Below are 15,945 nucleotides of genomic sequence, written 5' to 3'. Positions count from 1 at the left end.
AGATGAAAATTCAAAAGTTTAATGAAGAATTGCAATAGTACTATAAAATTAGGAATGACAATACTAATATTTTAGTTCAAGCTATCATTCACTTTTTCCAGAATATCTTCGGAAATAGGAACGATATTAAGACTGTCTAAAACCTGGGAAGGTTGGACGTCAATTTCAAGTTTGTTGGGATATAGATCTTGATCGCTAAGTCCTTCCGAAGCCTTCCAGGTTTCACCCAATTGGTCTAAAATAGTAGTTTCCCAGTTCGAAGGATGCTTGGCATCTACCCAAATCACATCTCGGTATTCCAAATCGATAAGCGCTAAATCGGGAGTAGCCGCGCCATCGAATTTTTTACTATCTTCTCTTTTAGCCGCAATGGTGCTTAATACAAACAACCGTTTTCTACCCGCGATCTTCTTCACGAACGGACGAAACTCTACAGGCTTGTTAACAGACCAGTCGTATTCTTTTTTAGACTCGATGACCTTTAATGGCATGGCCGAAACTCCTGCAAGCCCTTCTTTTTTGGCTGCGTGATTGTAATAATACAACGCGTCCGTTCCATCGGCTGGAACAAGCACGCTAAAGGCAAGGCTTGTGCGCTCTTCTCCTATAGGTTCTAATCCAAACCAGTGATACAAACCGCTAAATGCATTAACGTCCATACCTTCAAAATTGAAGTCAGTAACAAAAGGTTGCTGGTTCTCATCATCCTTTAAATCTGGTATTTTTACCGCTGTTTCCATATTCCATGGCAATGGATCTGTAAAACCGCCTAGGAACTGTAAAGATTGTGCCTGAAGCCTGGAAACTCGTTCATTTAATGTGTTTTGTCGCGTTAGAAACGGATGCTTCTGAGTGTCTTCTGGTGAAATATAGGTTCCCATTCCAATAGCAATTCGTTCCAGATAATCGCCAAAATCATGTTCTCCAGCTTCGATTACCATCACCCCACCATAAGAAGGATAAGGAAAAAAGAATCCTTTCCATTTGATTAAACTCACGACTTGCACCCATTTTCCGCTATCATCTTTCATATAGAAGACCTCGCTAGGTTCCATGGTAAATAGCTGAAAGAAATTGAATCGTTGGACTACGGCATTGTAAGTATTACGACTAAAGGCCAAAGATTCACCAATTGCAAAAGTAACAGGCACCCGACTCTTATCCGAAAATCGCGGAAAAGGGGAGGTGCTGGCAACGGTAAAGAGCTCTTCGGTATTATCGTTCATGCGTTGCCACATATATTCCTTCGCCGGTTGCACAGCCATGGTCCACTGATTGGTACTGTCTACGCGAACTAATTGAGGCGGTGATACTTCCTGTGTCTCACCTATGGATTCGTAGGCCATAGTCACGATGTTGTTGTACGGCTGAATTCTCTCGTTTTGTGTTAACGGGAGTTCGTTGATTTCTACTAAATTCAGATTATTAAAGACATTATAGGTCTGCATAAACTGATACAATTCCATTTTCCAACCGAAAAACCATCCAGCGGCGAAAAAGGCAACAATTCCCAAAAGAATGAGAATGCGTCTTCCCGCATTTAATGCAGAACGGAATTTTGTCAATGTAAATGCTAGAAAAATACCCGCCAAAAGGACAAGGAAAATATACTTCCGTACAAATAACAATGCCGGCTGATAATCATCTCTTAGGAAAAACAATAGGATGAGCAGAATAATTGCACTAATCACAACGATTCGCTTCTGCTTTCCACCTTTTTGCCAATATCTCTTTATCATATTAGTATGTTACAATTTATTGTTTTTATTTTTGCTCCCAGCTCCCAGCTCCCAGCTCCCAGCTCCCAGCTACTTTATCATCCCCTTATCTTTCAAACGATCTCGAGCAGATTTTTTTGGCTCCGCTTCAGGCTCCGGAATTGTGTTTTCTACTTCTTTATTCTCTGCTTCAAAATTTTCTCTGATATCTTCGGAAACATCTTCTACAAAGTCTTTTCCTTTTTTAAATGCCTTTTCAAGATTTTCCTTTTTAGTACTATCACGTGCAAATAGAAATACTGAAGCGATATACGATCCAATTAATGTTCCGGCAATGGCGGTGACGAAATACTGCACATAAAAGGCATTGATAGGTGTTGCTACACTCACAATTACTCCGGCTAGTACAAACAAGAGTGTTACCCATACTAATCTCAATAAAAATGGTTGCTTATGAATAAAACCCTTTTTATTCTCCGGTTTCATCTGAAGCTCTTTCGAATGTGTTAGTTTATTAAAAAACCGATAGAGCCTGTTACTTTTGGCTTCACTCCAGTAAAATATAATTCCAAAAAGGATTGCGAGTATAAATACGGTGATTTCCAGTGTCATAGGTCGTGCTTTTTGTTCTCTTCCAAGATACGATCAATTACCCAATCTTTATAGGTTTCCTCCCAGCTTTTAAAGTTCTTATAGAATGTTGCTTTGTCATACCAATAAGAGTGAACAGGGTCGATAGGTGATATCTTGGTGAGCAGTTTATAAATCAATTCCTTTTGTTCCTCATCTAGTGAAGAATGAGGTTCATAGAAGGCCTTACTGTAAGCTTTGTCAATATAGTCTTCTTGTTTTATGTTCTTGTCAATGATTCGTTTTTGAAAGTACAATTCCACCCCGTTTATTTTCTTCTGAATGGCTACATCAAGCTCGTTCAGATACTTTACGAATAGAAAGTGACTATCAAGTATTTCTTTGAACGAATGCGCAGGGTTTTTTACATATTCTGAAAAAATGTGCTTCTTTATACGTTCATATCTAGGTGTTTTCAGCGATTTTTTTAGGTCCTTTTCCAGGATAAGGTGACTTACCAAGGTTTCGATCAATTCATCGTGGTCCTTATGAAATAACAAACCTTCAAAAGAAATGTTTTTAATGGCTTTGTCAAATTCTTCTTTCGATTCGAAGATCATGATGTCTTTTATAAAGTCCTTCAGAATAAAAACACCTCCAAATGCTCTGGTATAAAAGGATTTTACTCGTACAGGAAGCGGTTCCAATCTTAGCTTTCTTGTTCTAAGATCGCCATAGGTTTTTGCGGAAGTCAATATTTTAGCATGTACCTCACGATCCATAAAAGCATTTCCTTCATCAAATTTTTTAATCAGATCCAGTTGTTCATCTTGTCGCTTTTCCAGATCATTTAAAAGTCTGAAGGTGACTGTCACGGTATCATATTGCAAAAGGTCGAAACATTCATAAAATGCATCTATGTTTTGATCCAAATTCAGACAGATAGCCGAATCTTTTGTAATATCCCGAATGGGTTTTTCATAAGCTACAAATACAGCATTCATCAAATCACGGTCAAAACTGTGTGATGGCATATGCGCCGGTTTCCCCATCTGATTTGGAGAAATAATAATAGCATTGCTGTTTGCTTCTCCAATATTTAAATAGTAATTATCTCCCTTTTCCTCCGCGATTTCAGGACTCCAACCCATAGCATCGATCGAAAAACTAATAAGCGAAGTAGGTGAAACACCAAACATAGCAAGACAGTCGTTGTAGCGTCTAGCCAACGATCCTGTGAGTTTTACCAACTCACCTCCAAATAATCCTGCTGCTTTAAGTTTGTCCATCTTTACTTCCTGCGAAAGCAGGAATCTCATTTATTACATTTAATTTCCAGGCTCATCGAACATGCGTCGTGCTTCCATTTGTACGTTCATATCATGTACTCTGGCATCTACTTTTCGTTTAAAATCGGTGTCCGCAATAGTCGCAACATTATCCAAATACCGAATCACTTCTTGTCTTCGGATATCTGAAAAGTTTAAACCTTTCATATTTTGTTTCATCAATTCCTGAAGCATACCAAATTTAGTTTCGTAATCCTTTTTAAAATACAGATTAGCATCCTGGAACCAATCTTCAGGTAGATTAAAATCTGTCAATCGAAGGGAAACGGCAGATTGGATATTACGTATGTCTCTTGAGGAGAAAAACGGAAATGATTTCTGTATATTTTTATACAATTCGGCATAGAACAAATGCTCGGTGCTGTTATGTTTTGCTTCCGTTTCTTCATATATACTCAGTATTTTCTCTTCGGAAGGCTTATCAGTCATGTTCAGTATCTCACCTAAATTCTTGGCTAAACCCTGCTCACTTAGAAATTTATAATCATTTGGGTTTTTCATATTCACAAAATCGGGCATGGTTTTGTCCAATTTTCTCCACCATAAATAATCCTGATCAATAAAATCGGGAATAGTGCGGGCTCCATCTATTTTAAAGCGCCCTTGGACCCGCGAAATCACGGCTTTATCAAGCATTTCGGGTAGATTGGTAAATAGACCTATTGAGCTGTTTCCATAATTAATTGCATAGGCACCTTCGGTATATCTTAGAAATACTCCAATAACTTCTTTTACACCAGCAGAAACTCCTTGAGCGGTTCGTTCCTGAAGATTATTCTCGGCATCGTCAATAGGTGCGAAGATTAGTTTATTAGGATCCTGTAGTGGTTTCATCCATTGCACCATCTTTTCGGCCGATCCTCCCTGAAAGGTTGAAATCAAGGTGTCCGGCATAGGATGAAATAGAAAAGGAATTTCAAGTTCCTCACAATGTTTTTTGAGTCGGGTTGCAATAGCAGCAATCAACATACTTTTTCCTGTTCCTGGAATTCCGTAGCCCATAAACACCGGCATGAAACCCCCAAGTTCCTGAAACGGATTCTTCTTGGCTTCAAAATCGTAACTCATCATACGTTCGGTAAGTCGTCTTGCAAAGTGTTTAGCATCCCGGTTTCCCACGATTTCTTCAAATTCTACTTTATTGAACTCAACACTTTTAGCGGTTCCTTCAAACACATTCTCCCATCCTGAAACCGCAAATTCACTTTTTTCAAGTTTATAAGTACGGTCTGTAATGGTTGATGTGTACTCCAACGAGCCAATCCGCTGCTGAATTTCGCTAATCATGGCTTCAAAAAAGACTACAGTGAAGTTTACCACGTCTATATCGGAAGTGATTATTTCCGGATGACTTAAATATTTATCGTAATAGAAAAGCGTGCATGAAATTCCTTTAAGTGGTGACATCAAAGAAACTTCAGGAATACCTGCGAATTTTTGTTTCATCACACTAAGATCGTCCGATGCATCATCCTTTAGATCGTAAAGAATACGGTAGGCAATTCCGAAGAGCATAAAAGCAGTCGACGTCTGCATTTTTGAATCAAATTCACGTCGTTGTGCAACATCCAATGTTGATTTGCGCTCGTTGAGACTGGAAAGCCCGGAAGCATCGTAATAGCTATCCTTCAGCCAAATTCCAAGGGTCAATCCTTCCTGAAGCGAATAAAGTGCTTTGTTTAAATGTAAAGGGATTGCTACCGAGTCGGGTAATAATCGTTTTTTCAACGACAATATGGTTTTTGAAACTGAAGTCAGATTGCTGGAGGCAGTTCCGTTAGCTTTTGAAAGATAGAGTAGGATGGAGCTGTCTTTTTGGTCTTTATCACGGCTCCGTGCCTTGTTTCCCTGTTCCCATTGTACACCTTTTAAATAAGAAGTGGCTTCCTCACGCAATGCATGGAGTTCAGATAATTTTATAGGAAAGGTACTGTTGTGTTCCATTTTTTATAGTTTTAAATCGGCAATTTCAATGGGTTGCTGTGTAAGAGCATTCACTGTTTCCGGAATCTGGTCATACAAGGTTTGCATTACTCGATGTGTAGTGAACAAGTATTTTTCAGGCTTGGCAGCCTCCCAGATCTGTAGCTGTTGTTTATTGAAAATGTTCCCTTCCGAAAAATCTCCTTTTGATGAAATACTATCAATTTTCAAGGATAATGCAAATGCTGATAGGTCGAGATTCTTATCGATAATAGCTTTTAGAATTACGTGTGTAATCTCCAATTCATCCTTGGCAAATACATTGTGAAAGGGTCCAAAGTCTATTTTTTTGAATCGCTTCGGAAGGACTTTCGGCAACTTTTTATCTACGGCATACGCCATCATATCCAGATCCATGTCTCTATCGGCTACCGATTCCAGTAGATTGTAGATCTCGTGGGTATATTCTGAAAGCGTTGTTTTGTGGAGATCGAAATACATAAAACAGATAAATGGTCGGTTGTAAGTAACATCATAAAAAGACCAACTCACAAGAAATTCGGCTTCTGAAGAAGTTGGATTAGCGATGATCTTTCCTTGAACAAAACGCTTAAAAATAAACCTCTGTTCTACCGAATTGTAATACACAATGGAAGCCGCCTGATGTAATTTCCGCTCGGAGATGGGTTCTTTATCCTTTATTAAAGTTTCAAGAAACTCTATTTTTAGTTCTTTTACCTTCGGAAGTTTACTAATATGTTCATTTTTAAGCTCAAGGTCATTGAGAAGGTAACGGAATTCCAAATAATTTGGATACCCGGATTCGGTAAGATCTACCTTCATTTTTTCTTCGTCATCAAACAAATACTTAACTCTGAAAGCCTCTAGTGAATATATAAATAACTCACAATATTGCTCTAGAAATGTAGCTTCCATCTCAGTACAGATATCATGTTGAGAGATCTTGGCAACCAACTCACTGAATGCGTGATTAACGATCTTGAAATACACCTTATACTGTTCCTTGGTTTCCAGAACAGCACTGTCTAGAGGTGTAACGATGTGATTAATAGACATTTTTAGATTTAAAGATTATTTTCTTATCCGGTCGGGCGCAGTCGAGACCTACATTTTACCCTAAAAGATCATCCTCCGCAGCTGGTTTTGGCGATTTAGGAGCTTCTCCTTCTTCCTTTTTAGGAGCGCCGCCGTCAGTGGCATAATATTCTTCAAAGATCTCTTTCATGTCAATACCATATCGGTCTGCAAAGTTTTTCTGAATTTCCTTATCCTTTTCACGGATTTCCTGCAAAGATTCAGCATAACTTCCATAAACTCCTTGCATCACTTTTTCGTGTACCGGAATATTATCCATCATTTCCTGTCTCGCCTTTGCGCTAGCAGTATGCATAGCCGCTAACGTCTGTCCAATATGTTCGTCGGTTTTAATACCTAAATGTTCAAGTATAGCTGCAAATTCCTGATCGGTTCTTGCTTTTAATGCTACCACATAACCATCATAGTATTTTAAGCGCTCGTCGGTATCACTCTTAAGTTTGGCCCTATGTGTTTGTAGGTTGCTTCTTAAAGAAGTAAGTACTTTGATTGTAAGGTTGTGCTTATGAACAAAACTATCCTTACTGGCAGCAAGTGTGGTATAGGCGTTCTTTAAACCTTCTAACTCCTCAACTTTCTGTTCGATAGTAGTGATTTTTCCAATCGCTTCGGAATAATCCGTTGATTGCTTGTCGGATATTTCTTCCAGTTCTTGTCTTGCTTGTTTTAGTAAAGCGTATTGTTGCTCTAAACTGTCTTCAGTTTCTTTTTTCTTTTCAAGCGCCTTTGTGTGATTTTTACTCGCCTCAACAATGGCCACCTGTAATTTATCTTCAACTTCTTTAATTTCAACCTCACGATTCTTCAAGCGCGTTACTGCCGCCTGACTCTTAAATGAAAGTTCATTTAGTAGCGTTTGTACATCTGCACTCTCGATTCGTTCCTGAAACATCGCCTTCGCCTTCATATCGGCACCGTCTCTTACTTTCTGTGCTTCGGCAAGTTCGGCGATATTTTTACGGATTCGTGCTTTACGTCCCCAAAGGTTGTTCCACCAGCTATCTTTAACCGCTTCGGCCTCTTCCAGTTCCCGCTTCTCTTTTTCAAGTTCTTTTTGAGCTGAATCGATTATTTTTTGCTCTGCAGCATTCAGCGTTGAGAATTTTTCGAATATGATTCCAACTTCATCCTGGTAATCAGTAAGGTCTTTTATAGCGTCCAATAAGGAAGATCTATCTTTTTCGGCCATACCTACAACATCATCGAGAGTTGCATTCAATATTTTTTGACGCACTTCCGGATCGTCTTCCTGCGCCAGCTTTGACTTCATCTGGTCTACAGCTTTACCCCAGTTAACATCTACTTTTTCTTGTTTGGAGGAGGAATCGGTTTCTAATAAGTCGAAATCATCAGACATAGCTTGTTCTGTTTATAGGTTGAATGAATATTTTTTTTGGAGTTTCAATTTCGGCAAAAAAAATGAGTTTGGAAACCCAAATTTCAAAAGCTTTGATTTATTAGTCTCATGTGATCGTTTTTTGTTACGATTAAGTTGAATAATGAAAATTTGCGAAAGCGATAGTAGCGGTTACCCCGAACCCGTCCGAAGGCGGGGCGGCGTAAAAGTGGATAGCGCGGTCATGAAGTGCCTTAAAGTAGAGCAAAACTCAATACATGACTACTTCATGGGTCGCCCAAATAAAAAAATCCGACCAAATGGCCGGATTTATAAATAATTTATGTTTTTGAGACTAAATGAAATTTAGTTAATTATTCGATCAAACATCCCTTCCCAGCCTTCCCTCCAAAGGGAAAGAGTAATAATTGTTCCCCCTTCTAAGGGGGTTAGGGGGATGTTTTGTTCAATTAGGAACGAATACAACCCATGGGGATAGTTTTTCAAGTCATTCTTTATGACAAATATTGAACAGAATTAATCCCTCAATAATCCTCTTGAGATTACAATCTTTTGGATTTCTGAAGTCCCTTCGTAGATCTGAGTGATTTTCGCGTCACGCATCATACGTTCTACATGGTATTCTTTAACGAAACCGTTTCCACCGTGGATCTGTACAGCTTCAACTGAAGTATCCATCGCCACTTGTGAAGCATATAATTTTGCCATAGCACCACTCATGGTGTAGTCGTTCCCTTGGTCCTTGTCCCAAGCCGCTTTCATCACTAGATGTCTCGCTGCTTCAATCTCTACGTGCATATCGGCCAATTTAAAAGCAATCGCCTGATGGTTGCAGATTTCGGTACCAAAAGTCTTACGTACTTTACTGTATTCACGTGCAAGATCGTAAGCTCCCGCTGCAATTCCAAGGGCTTGAGCAGCGATGCCAATTCGACCGCCGGCAAGGGTTTTCATTGCGAATTTGAATCCGAAGCCATCTTCGCCAATTCTATTCTCCTTAGGAACTTTGACATCGTTGAAATTCAAGGTGTGTGTATCACTACCGCGAATTCCTAATTTGTCTTCTTTAGGTCCAATTTCGAAGCCTTCCCATCCTTTTTCAACGATAAAGGCGTTGATTCCTTTATGTTTTTTCTCTTTATGTGTTTGAGCTATCACCAAATAAAAGTCTGCCGTTCCCCCGTTTGTAATCCAGTTTTTGGTTCCGTTTAGAATGTAGTGATCTCCTTTATCGATTGCTGTTGTGCGTTGTGAAGTGGCGTCACTGCCGGCTTCCGGCTCACTAAGACAGAACGCCCCAATTGATTGTCCGGTAGCTAATTTGGTTAGGTATTTTTGTTTTTGCGCTTCGTTTCCATAAGCTTCAAGTCCGTAGCATACTAATGAGTTGTTCACCGATACAACTACAGAGCAGGAGGCATCAACCTTGCTCAATTCTTCCATCACAATCACATAAGATATGGTGTCCATTCCGCCACCGCCGTATTTTGGGTCAACCATCATACCAAGAAATCCAAGTTCCCCCATTTTTTTAACCTGTTCGGTTGGGAATTTCTGTAGATTATCGCGTTCGATAACGCCGGGTAGCAATTCGTTTTTTGCGAAATCACGTGCCGCATCGCGTATCATTAGGTGTTCTTCGGAAAGACTGAAATCCATAGTTTTAATCTAATTAAAATGTTGTTTAAAAAGTGGTGCAAAGGTACTTCTAAATTAATAAATCTCAAAAAGCAAATTCCGAATTTCAATCTAGACAAGATGGTTTTAATAATTCGCATTTTTATTTTTATCTGTTATTCGGAAATTGTCTGCATTTGGAAGAAGTTTTTTGCCATCGGAATTGTATCTTTCAAGCTTAAAATGAAGAACGGTTAATTTGAAGCAAGAATATCACGTAATCGGCGTAATGAGTGGGACATCCCTAGATGGGATTGACCTATGTGAAGTGATTTTCACACTTTCTGAAGGTTGGAGTTTTAAAATTTTGGCTTCGGAAACAGTTGCGTATCCCACCAATTGGAAACGAAGATTGCAAGAGGCGGTTACTTTTTCTGAAGTAGCACTACAGCAATTAAATATTGACTATACTTCTTATCTTTCCGAAGTTATTACAAGTTTCATCGATCAATATGCAATTAAAGAGCTGGATGCAGTGTGTAGTCATGGGCATACGATTTTACATCAACCGGAAAACGGCCGTACCCTTCAAATTGGAAATTTGCCACAACTGGCAACTCTTGTTGGGCAAAAAGTAGTTTGTGATTTTAGGGTTCAGGATGTGTCTATGGGAGGACAAGGTGCGCCATTGGTGCCGATTGGTGATAAATTATTGTTTTCTCGTTATGACTATTGCTTGAACCTCGGCGGATTTGCGAATTGTTCGTTCGAAAAAGAGGCAAAAAGGATCGCCTACGATATTTGTCCGGTGAACATTGTTTTAAATTTCTATGCTGAAAAACTAGGAAAGCCTTATGATGAAGGCGGAGAAATAGCGGCATCCGGAACTTTGGAGAAGGTGCTTTTAGAAAAATTGAACTCGATTGAATTCTATGATTATGCTCCTCCTAAATCCTTGGGATTAGAATGGGTGCAGCAACATATTTTTCCGAAATTGGAAGCTTCCGGGCTTGTTTCAGAAGACATCCTGACTACTTTTACCGAGCATGTCGCAATGCAGTTGGCGAGTCAGTTTTCGAAGAGCGCTTCGGTATTTGTAACCGGAGGTGGTACTTATAATGACTATTTGCTTTCACGGGTGAAGTTTTACCAAGAATTAGTATTAGTAATGCCTTCCGAGGAAATTATAGAATTTAAAGAAGCCCTTATATTTGGATTGCTAGGGGTTTTAAAACTCCGTAATGAAGTGAATTGTTTGGCGAGTGTTACAGGCGCAACAAAGGACCATTCGAGTGGAGAAATTTTTAAGTAATAAGGTATGATTATAGTTACTCATCAATTATTTTAAAGCAAAAACATTTTTTTTATCTCTAACTTTAAAATTTACATAAAATAAATCGTAACCCATATTCAATTTTTTATATTTGCCTATTCACTTCTAAACTTTAGTAAGGAAGCGCTCTAACTTACCCAATTAATGAAAGAACTTCTATCCAAGTACGAGAATAAAGAACCCGAAATAGTTTTTCACTGGAATGACCCAGAAACCGAAGCCGAAGGCTGGACGGTAATAAATTCGTTACGAGGCGGTGCCGCAGGAGGTGGGACTCGTATGAGAATTGGCTTAGATATGAATGAAGTTTTGTCATTAGCCAAAACAATGGAAGTGAAATTTACCGTCTCAGGACCTGCCATTGGTGGGGCTAAATCGGGAATAAATTTCGATCCCAATGATCCTAGAAAAAAAGGTGTTTTAGAGCGATGGTATAAGGCTGTTTCTCCTTTGCTTAAAGCGTATTACGGTACTGGTGGAGATTTAAATGTAGATGAGATTCACGAAGTAATCCCAATTACTGAGCAGAGTGGGGTTTGGCATCCTCAAGAAGGGGTGTTTAATGGTCATTTTTCTCCAAATGAGGCAGATAAGATTAACCGAATTGGGCAATTGCGTCATGGTGTTATTAAAGTGTTGGAAAATACAAACTATTCGCCCGATGTTTCGCGAAAGTATACAGTTGCCGATATGATTACCGGCTATGGGGTAGCAGAGGCAGTACACCATTATTACGATATTTACGGAGGTGATATAAAAGGAAAACGTGCTATTGTACAAGGCTTCGGAAATGTTGGAGCTGCCGCAGCATATTACCTCGCACAGATGGGTGCTAAAATCGTAGGGATTATAGACCGGGTAGGAGGCGTTATAAATAAAGACGGCTTTTCATTTGAAGAAATTAAAACGATGTTCCTCACTAAAGATGGGAATACCTTGAAAGCAGACAATATGATCTCTTTTGAAGAAATAAACGAAAAAGTCTGGAACTTAGAATGTGAGATTTTCGCTCCCTGTGCGGCTTCCAGATTAATAACCAAGAAGCAGATTTCAACCATGATTGATACGGGCTTGGAGGTAATTAGCTGTGGTGCCAATGTACCATTTGCGGATAAGGAAATATTCTTTGGACCTATCATGGAATTCACAGATAGCCGTGTTAGTTTAATACCCGACTTTATTAGTAATTGTGGTATGGCACGAGTGTTTGCATATTTTATGGAGCGCAAAGTGCAGATGACAGATGAGGCTATATTTAATGATACATCAATTACTATTAAAAACGCTATTCAGAATACATTCGATAATAATAGTACTAAAACAAACATAAGCAATACTGCTTTTGAAATTGCATTAAAACAACTCATTTAATATAAGACCACTAACCAGGTCGCTGAATTTATAATCTCACATTTATGGAATCAATTATTATTTTAATTTTTGTTATAGGATATCTTTCTATAACGCTCGAGCATCCTTTAAAATTAGATAAAACAGTACCTGCGTTGATTATGGCTGCCTTAATATGGGCCGTGCTTGCCGTCGGATTTCACGCCGGATGGTTCGATGTGATCGATACACACGAAAGGGCCTTTAACTTCCTCACGGGTGGTGAAGCTGCCGAAGAAGGTTTCGAAAATGCGCTATTGCACCACCTTGGTAAGACAGCAGAGATTCTCATCTTCCTAATCGGAGCGATGACCATAGTCGAGATTATCGACCTGCATCGTGGGTTTGAAATATTAAAAGGCGCCGTTAGAACTAAAAGTAAAAGAAGATTGCTTTGGATAATTGGTATTCTTGCCTTTTTTCTTTCAGCAATTATAGACAATCTTACTGCGACTATTGTATTAGTAACTTTATTGCGTAAACTTATTGTTAATAGAGAAGAGCGACTTTGGTATGCAGCTATGGTTGTGATTGCTGCCAATGCCGGAGGTGCATGGTCACCGATTGGTGATGTTACTACCACCATGCTATGGATTGCCGACAATGTTACGGCCATGGGACTTATTGAATTTGTGGTAATTCCTTCTATTGTATGTTTCGTGGTGCCTTTTGTAATCGCTAGTTATTTGCCTGCCTTTAAAGGTGAAATTGAAGTTGATACGACCGAAGATGAGGTTGCAGAACGACTCCTAAGTAGTAAAACAATGTTATTCCTTGGATTAGGGATGATTGTTTCCGTACCTGTTTTTAAAACCATTACACACCTGCCCCCTTACATAGGAATGATGTTCGCTTTAGGTGTTGTTTGGTTAGTTTCTGAATATATACACCCTGAAGAAGATTTCAGCAAAGAAAGAAGACATCTTTATTCTGCACATAAAGCATTGTCAAGAATTGAAATCTCAAGTATACTATTTTTCCTTGGAATTTTAATGGCAGTTGCCGGATTGGAAAGCTTGGTATATGGCGTTGTTAACGGCGAAGAAGTAGGAACTCTTCGTTACTTGGCAGAGTTGTTACAGGGCGCTATACCTAATCAGGATGTTGTGGTAATACTTTTAGGAGTGTTGTCTGCCATTATTGATAATGTACCATTGGTTGCTGCCTCGATGGGTATGTATGATTCGCCTACCGATTCTGTACTTTGGCATTTTATCGCCTATTCTGCAGGAACCGGAGGAAGTATGCTTATCATTGGTTCGGCTGCAGGTGTTGCAGCAATGGGAATGGAGCGTATCGACTTTATCTGGTATCTTAAGAAAGTAACTTGGCTGGCATTTATAGGCTTTATTGCTGGAGCTGGAGTCTTTCTATTGATTGAAAGAGTCATATTTAATCACACATAACAATTTAAAGTAACGATTATCGTTATCCACTAAAACCAAAGTAACCTATGCTAAACTTTTTAATACAGGGTGGTGTTACAGATGCGGTTCAAGATCTTGAACCTGTATCTGAAGTAAAAACACTATCTATCATGGATCTCTTAATGAATGGAGGTCTTGGCGGACAGATCATTATCGGAGTGCTCTTCGTCTTACTCTTCGTTGCCGTTTATATCTATTTCGAAAGGTTATTTGCAATTAGAGCAGCCTCCAAAATGGATAGCAATTTTATGAATCAGATTCGTGATAATGTGGCTTCAGGAAACGTACAAGCGGCGAAAGTGCTGTGTGCAACCCAAAATAGTCCGGTATCAAGACTTACTGAAAAAGGAATTTCTAGAATTGGAAGCCCACTAGAAGACATCAATACTGCTATTGAAAACGCAGGAAGATTAGAAGTCTATAAACTAGAGAAAAATGTAAGTATCTTGGCGACAATCGCAGGCGCCGCACCAATGATTGGTTTCTTAGGTACCGTAATTGGTATGGTTTTAGCATTTCACCAATTGGCAACTAGTAGTGGTCAAGCCGAAATGGGATCGCTGGCAGAAGGTATATATACAGCGATGACAACCACTGTAGCCGGTCTAATTGTAGGGATTATAGCGTATATGGGTTACAATCATTTAGTTGTAAAAACAGATAAAGTGGTGCACCAAATGGAAGCCACAGCAGTCGATTTCCTTGATATTTTAAACGAACCTGTCTAGTGAATTTAAGAGGTAGAAATAAAGTAAGTGCAGAGTTTAGCATGAGCTCAATGACAGATATCGTATTTCTGTTGTTGGTGTTCTTTTTGTTAACCTCTCCTGCGATAACGCCAGATGCGTTAGATCTCATCTTACCAAAGGCGAAAGGAAAGAGTACGAACGTTCAAAAGGCATCAGTGAGTATTACTAAAGATGGTGCCTACTATGTAAATAAGGAAAGAGTTACAGAATACACTCTCGAAAAGGAGTTGATAAGTTCTCTGGCCGGACAAGAGGAACCAACGCTTATATTAAGAGCAGAAGAAGGAGTTCCTATTGAAGATGCAGTATTTGTATTGGATATAGCCAATAGAAATCATTTTAAAGTTGTTTTAGCGGTTCGACCGAATTAATTTTAGGGCGACCTAAAGTAGAGCGCAGCTCACTTTAGGGTCGGGCTATCCACTTTATCTTTTTCTGCTGCCTCAACTAAATTGTAGAATTATGTTGGGCTGACAGACTAAAAACCGGCGACAGAAAAAGGATGCCGTTACTATCCCTAACGCAGAAAGTTTTAGTGAGAATTGAGAATTGAACATTGATAATTTATAATGAGTCTTTTAGATACAAAACATAAAAAGAAGAGCATGACGATCACGGTAGTCTTACACGTGATTATACTACTTTTGTTGTTTTATTTCGGACTTACATACTTAGATCCTCCATTGGAGCAGGGAATTGCGGTTAATTTTGGAACCACCGAAACCGGAACAGGAAACATTCAACCTACCGAAGCGATAAAATCGGCGCCCAAGCAAAGCGAGCCGGAACCGGTATCTCAGCCCAAAGCTGAAATTAAAGAAGAAGTAGTTACTCAAGACAACGAAGATGCTCCGGTTATAAAGAAAGAAAAGGAAACCAAAAAGCAAGTGGAAACTCCGAAAAAGGTGGAGCCAAAGAAAGATCCACCTAAAAAGCCGGATCCCCAACCAGATAAAACTACCAGTGACGCATTATCAAGCTTAATCAACGGTCCAAAAAGTGACGGAACTGCCAAGGGCGGAGAAGGAAATGACGATAAGCCAGGTGATAAGGGAAATCCAGACGGTGATCCCAATGCCAAGAGCTACTACGGAACTGGAAAAGGACTGGACGGCGATGGTAATTACTTATTAGGTGGTCGTAAAGCCCTGAACAAAGAAAAGTTTGTTCAAGACTGTAATGAGGCTGGTACCGTGGTGGTAAGTATAGAGGTTGATCGCAATGGTAAAGTAACAAGCGCCACAGCTGGAGTTCGTGGAACCACGAACAACACCAAATGCCTGTTAGAACCTGCCAAAAGAGCGGCCTTAGCAACTCGCTTCAATAGCGATGACAAAGCACCTGCTAAACAGATTGGAAAAATTATCTATAAGTTCAGTCTTTCAGATTAAAATCTA

13 protein-coding genes are annotated in these 15,945 nt (G+C 39.4%); 6 read left to right on the top strand and 7 right to left on the bottom strand.

Features of this window, described 5'->3' with window-relative positions:
* Positions 1-71 precede the first annotated feature (71 nt).
* The 7 genes from BXY75_RS14970 to BXY75_RS14940 form a co-directional block, all read right to left on the bottom strand.
* Positions 72-1,739, bottom strand: coding sequence for a hypothetical protein (locus BXY75_RS14970; protein ID WP_121908581.1), 1,668 nt, complete (start codon positions 1,737-1,739; stop codon positions 72-74).
* A gap of 69 nt (positions 1,740-1,808) precedes the next feature.
* Entirely contained in the window at positions 1,809-2,330 is a 522-nt protein-coding gene (locus tag BXY75_RS14965; RefSeq protein WP_121908580.1) for an MFS transporter, read from the bottom strand.
* The gene (locus BXY75_RS14960) at positions 2,327-3,607 is read right to left on the bottom strand and encodes a DUF6638 family protein (RefSeq protein WP_121908579.1); all 1,281 of its coding nucleotides are present in this window, start codon (positions 3,605-3,607) and stop codon (positions 2,327-2,329) included. Before BXY75_RS14960 ends, BXY75_RS14965 begins: the two co-directional genes overlap by 4 nt.
* A 9-nt stretch (positions 3,608-3,616) precedes the next feature.
* Positions 3,617-5,581 (bottom strand): AAA family ATPase, encoded by a 1,965-nt coding sequence (locus BXY75_RS14955; RefSeq protein ID WP_121908578.1) that lies wholly within the window; start codon positions 5,579-5,581, stop codon positions 3,617-3,619.
* A 3-nt stretch (positions 5,582-5,584) separates the two neighbouring features.
* The gene (locus BXY75_RS14950) at positions 5,585-6,637 is read right to left on the bottom strand and encodes a hypothetical protein (protein WP_121908577.1); all 1,053 of its coding nucleotides are present in this window, start codon (positions 6,635-6,637) and stop codon (positions 5,585-5,587) included.
* A 55-nt stretch (positions 6,638-6,692) separates the two neighbouring features.
* The gene (locus tag BXY75_RS14945; protein ID WP_121908576.1) at positions 6,693-8,033 is read right to left on the bottom strand and encodes a microtubule-binding protein; all 1,341 of its coding nucleotides are present in this window, start codon (positions 8,031-8,033) and stop codon (positions 6,693-6,695) included.
* A 516-nt stretch (positions 8,034-8,549) separates the two neighbouring features.
* Entirely contained in the window at positions 8,550-9,692 is a 1,143-nt protein-coding gene (locus BXY75_RS14940; RefSeq protein ID WP_121908575.1) for an acyl-CoA dehydrogenase family protein, read from the bottom strand.
* Between the two features lie 217 nt (positions 9,693-9,909).
* On the opposite strand from BXY75_RS14940, the gene BXY75_RS14930 reads away from it, so the two are divergent.
* The 6 genes from BXY75_RS14930 (at position 9,910) to BXY75_RS14905 (ending at position 15,939) form a co-directional block, all read left to right on the top strand.
* Positions 9,910-10,962, top strand: coding sequence for an anhydro-N-acetylmuramic acid kinase (locus BXY75_RS14930; protein ID WP_121908573.1), 1,053 nt, complete (start codon positions 9,910-9,912; stop codon positions 10,960-10,962).
* 165 nt (positions 10,963-11,127) lie between these two features.
* Positions 11,128-12,354, top strand: a complete 1,227-nt coding sequence (locus BXY75_RS14925; protein WP_121908572.1) for a Glu/Leu/Phe/Val dehydrogenase dimerization domain-containing protein — start codon at positions 11,128-11,130, stop codon at positions 12,352-12,354.
* Positions 12,355-12,398: 44 nt separating this feature from the next.
* Positions 12,399-13,778 carry a sodium:proton antiporter NhaD gene (gene nhaD / locus BXY75_RS14920; protein WP_121908571.1) on the top strand — a complete coding sequence of 460 codons (1,380 nt, stop codon included), beginning with the start codon at positions 12,399-12,401 and terminating at the stop codon, positions 13,776-13,778.
* 47 nt (positions 13,779-13,825) lie between these two features.
* Positions 13,826-14,527 carry a MotA/TolQ/ExbB proton channel family protein gene (locus BXY75_RS14915; protein WP_121908570.1) on the top strand — a complete coding sequence of 234 codons (702 nt, stop codon included), beginning with the start codon at positions 13,826-13,828 and terminating at the stop codon, positions 14,525-14,527.
* On the top strand, positions 14,527-14,919 hold the full coding sequence (locus tag BXY75_RS14910; protein WP_121908569.1) for an ExbD/TolR family protein: 393 nt from the start codon (positions 14,527-14,529) through the stop codon (positions 14,917-14,919). Before BXY75_RS14915 ends, BXY75_RS14910 begins: the two co-directional genes overlap by 1 nt.
* A gap of 198 nt (positions 14,920-15,117) precedes the next feature.
* Complete coding sequence (locus BXY75_RS14905) at positions 15,118-15,939, top strand: energy transducer TonB (protein ID WP_121908568.1); 822 nt, start codon at positions 15,118-15,120, stop codon at positions 15,937-15,939.
* Positions 15,940-15,945: the final 6 nt, after the last annotated feature.

The organism is Ulvibacter antarcticus (genome assembly GCF_003688405.1).
Lineage (GTDB): Bacteria > Bacteroidota > Bacteroidia > Flavobacteriales > Flavobacteriaceae > Ulvibacter > Ulvibacter antarcticus.
Note: the sequence above shows the minus strand (reverse complement) of the source record. Positions and strands in the feature narration are given on the sequence as shown.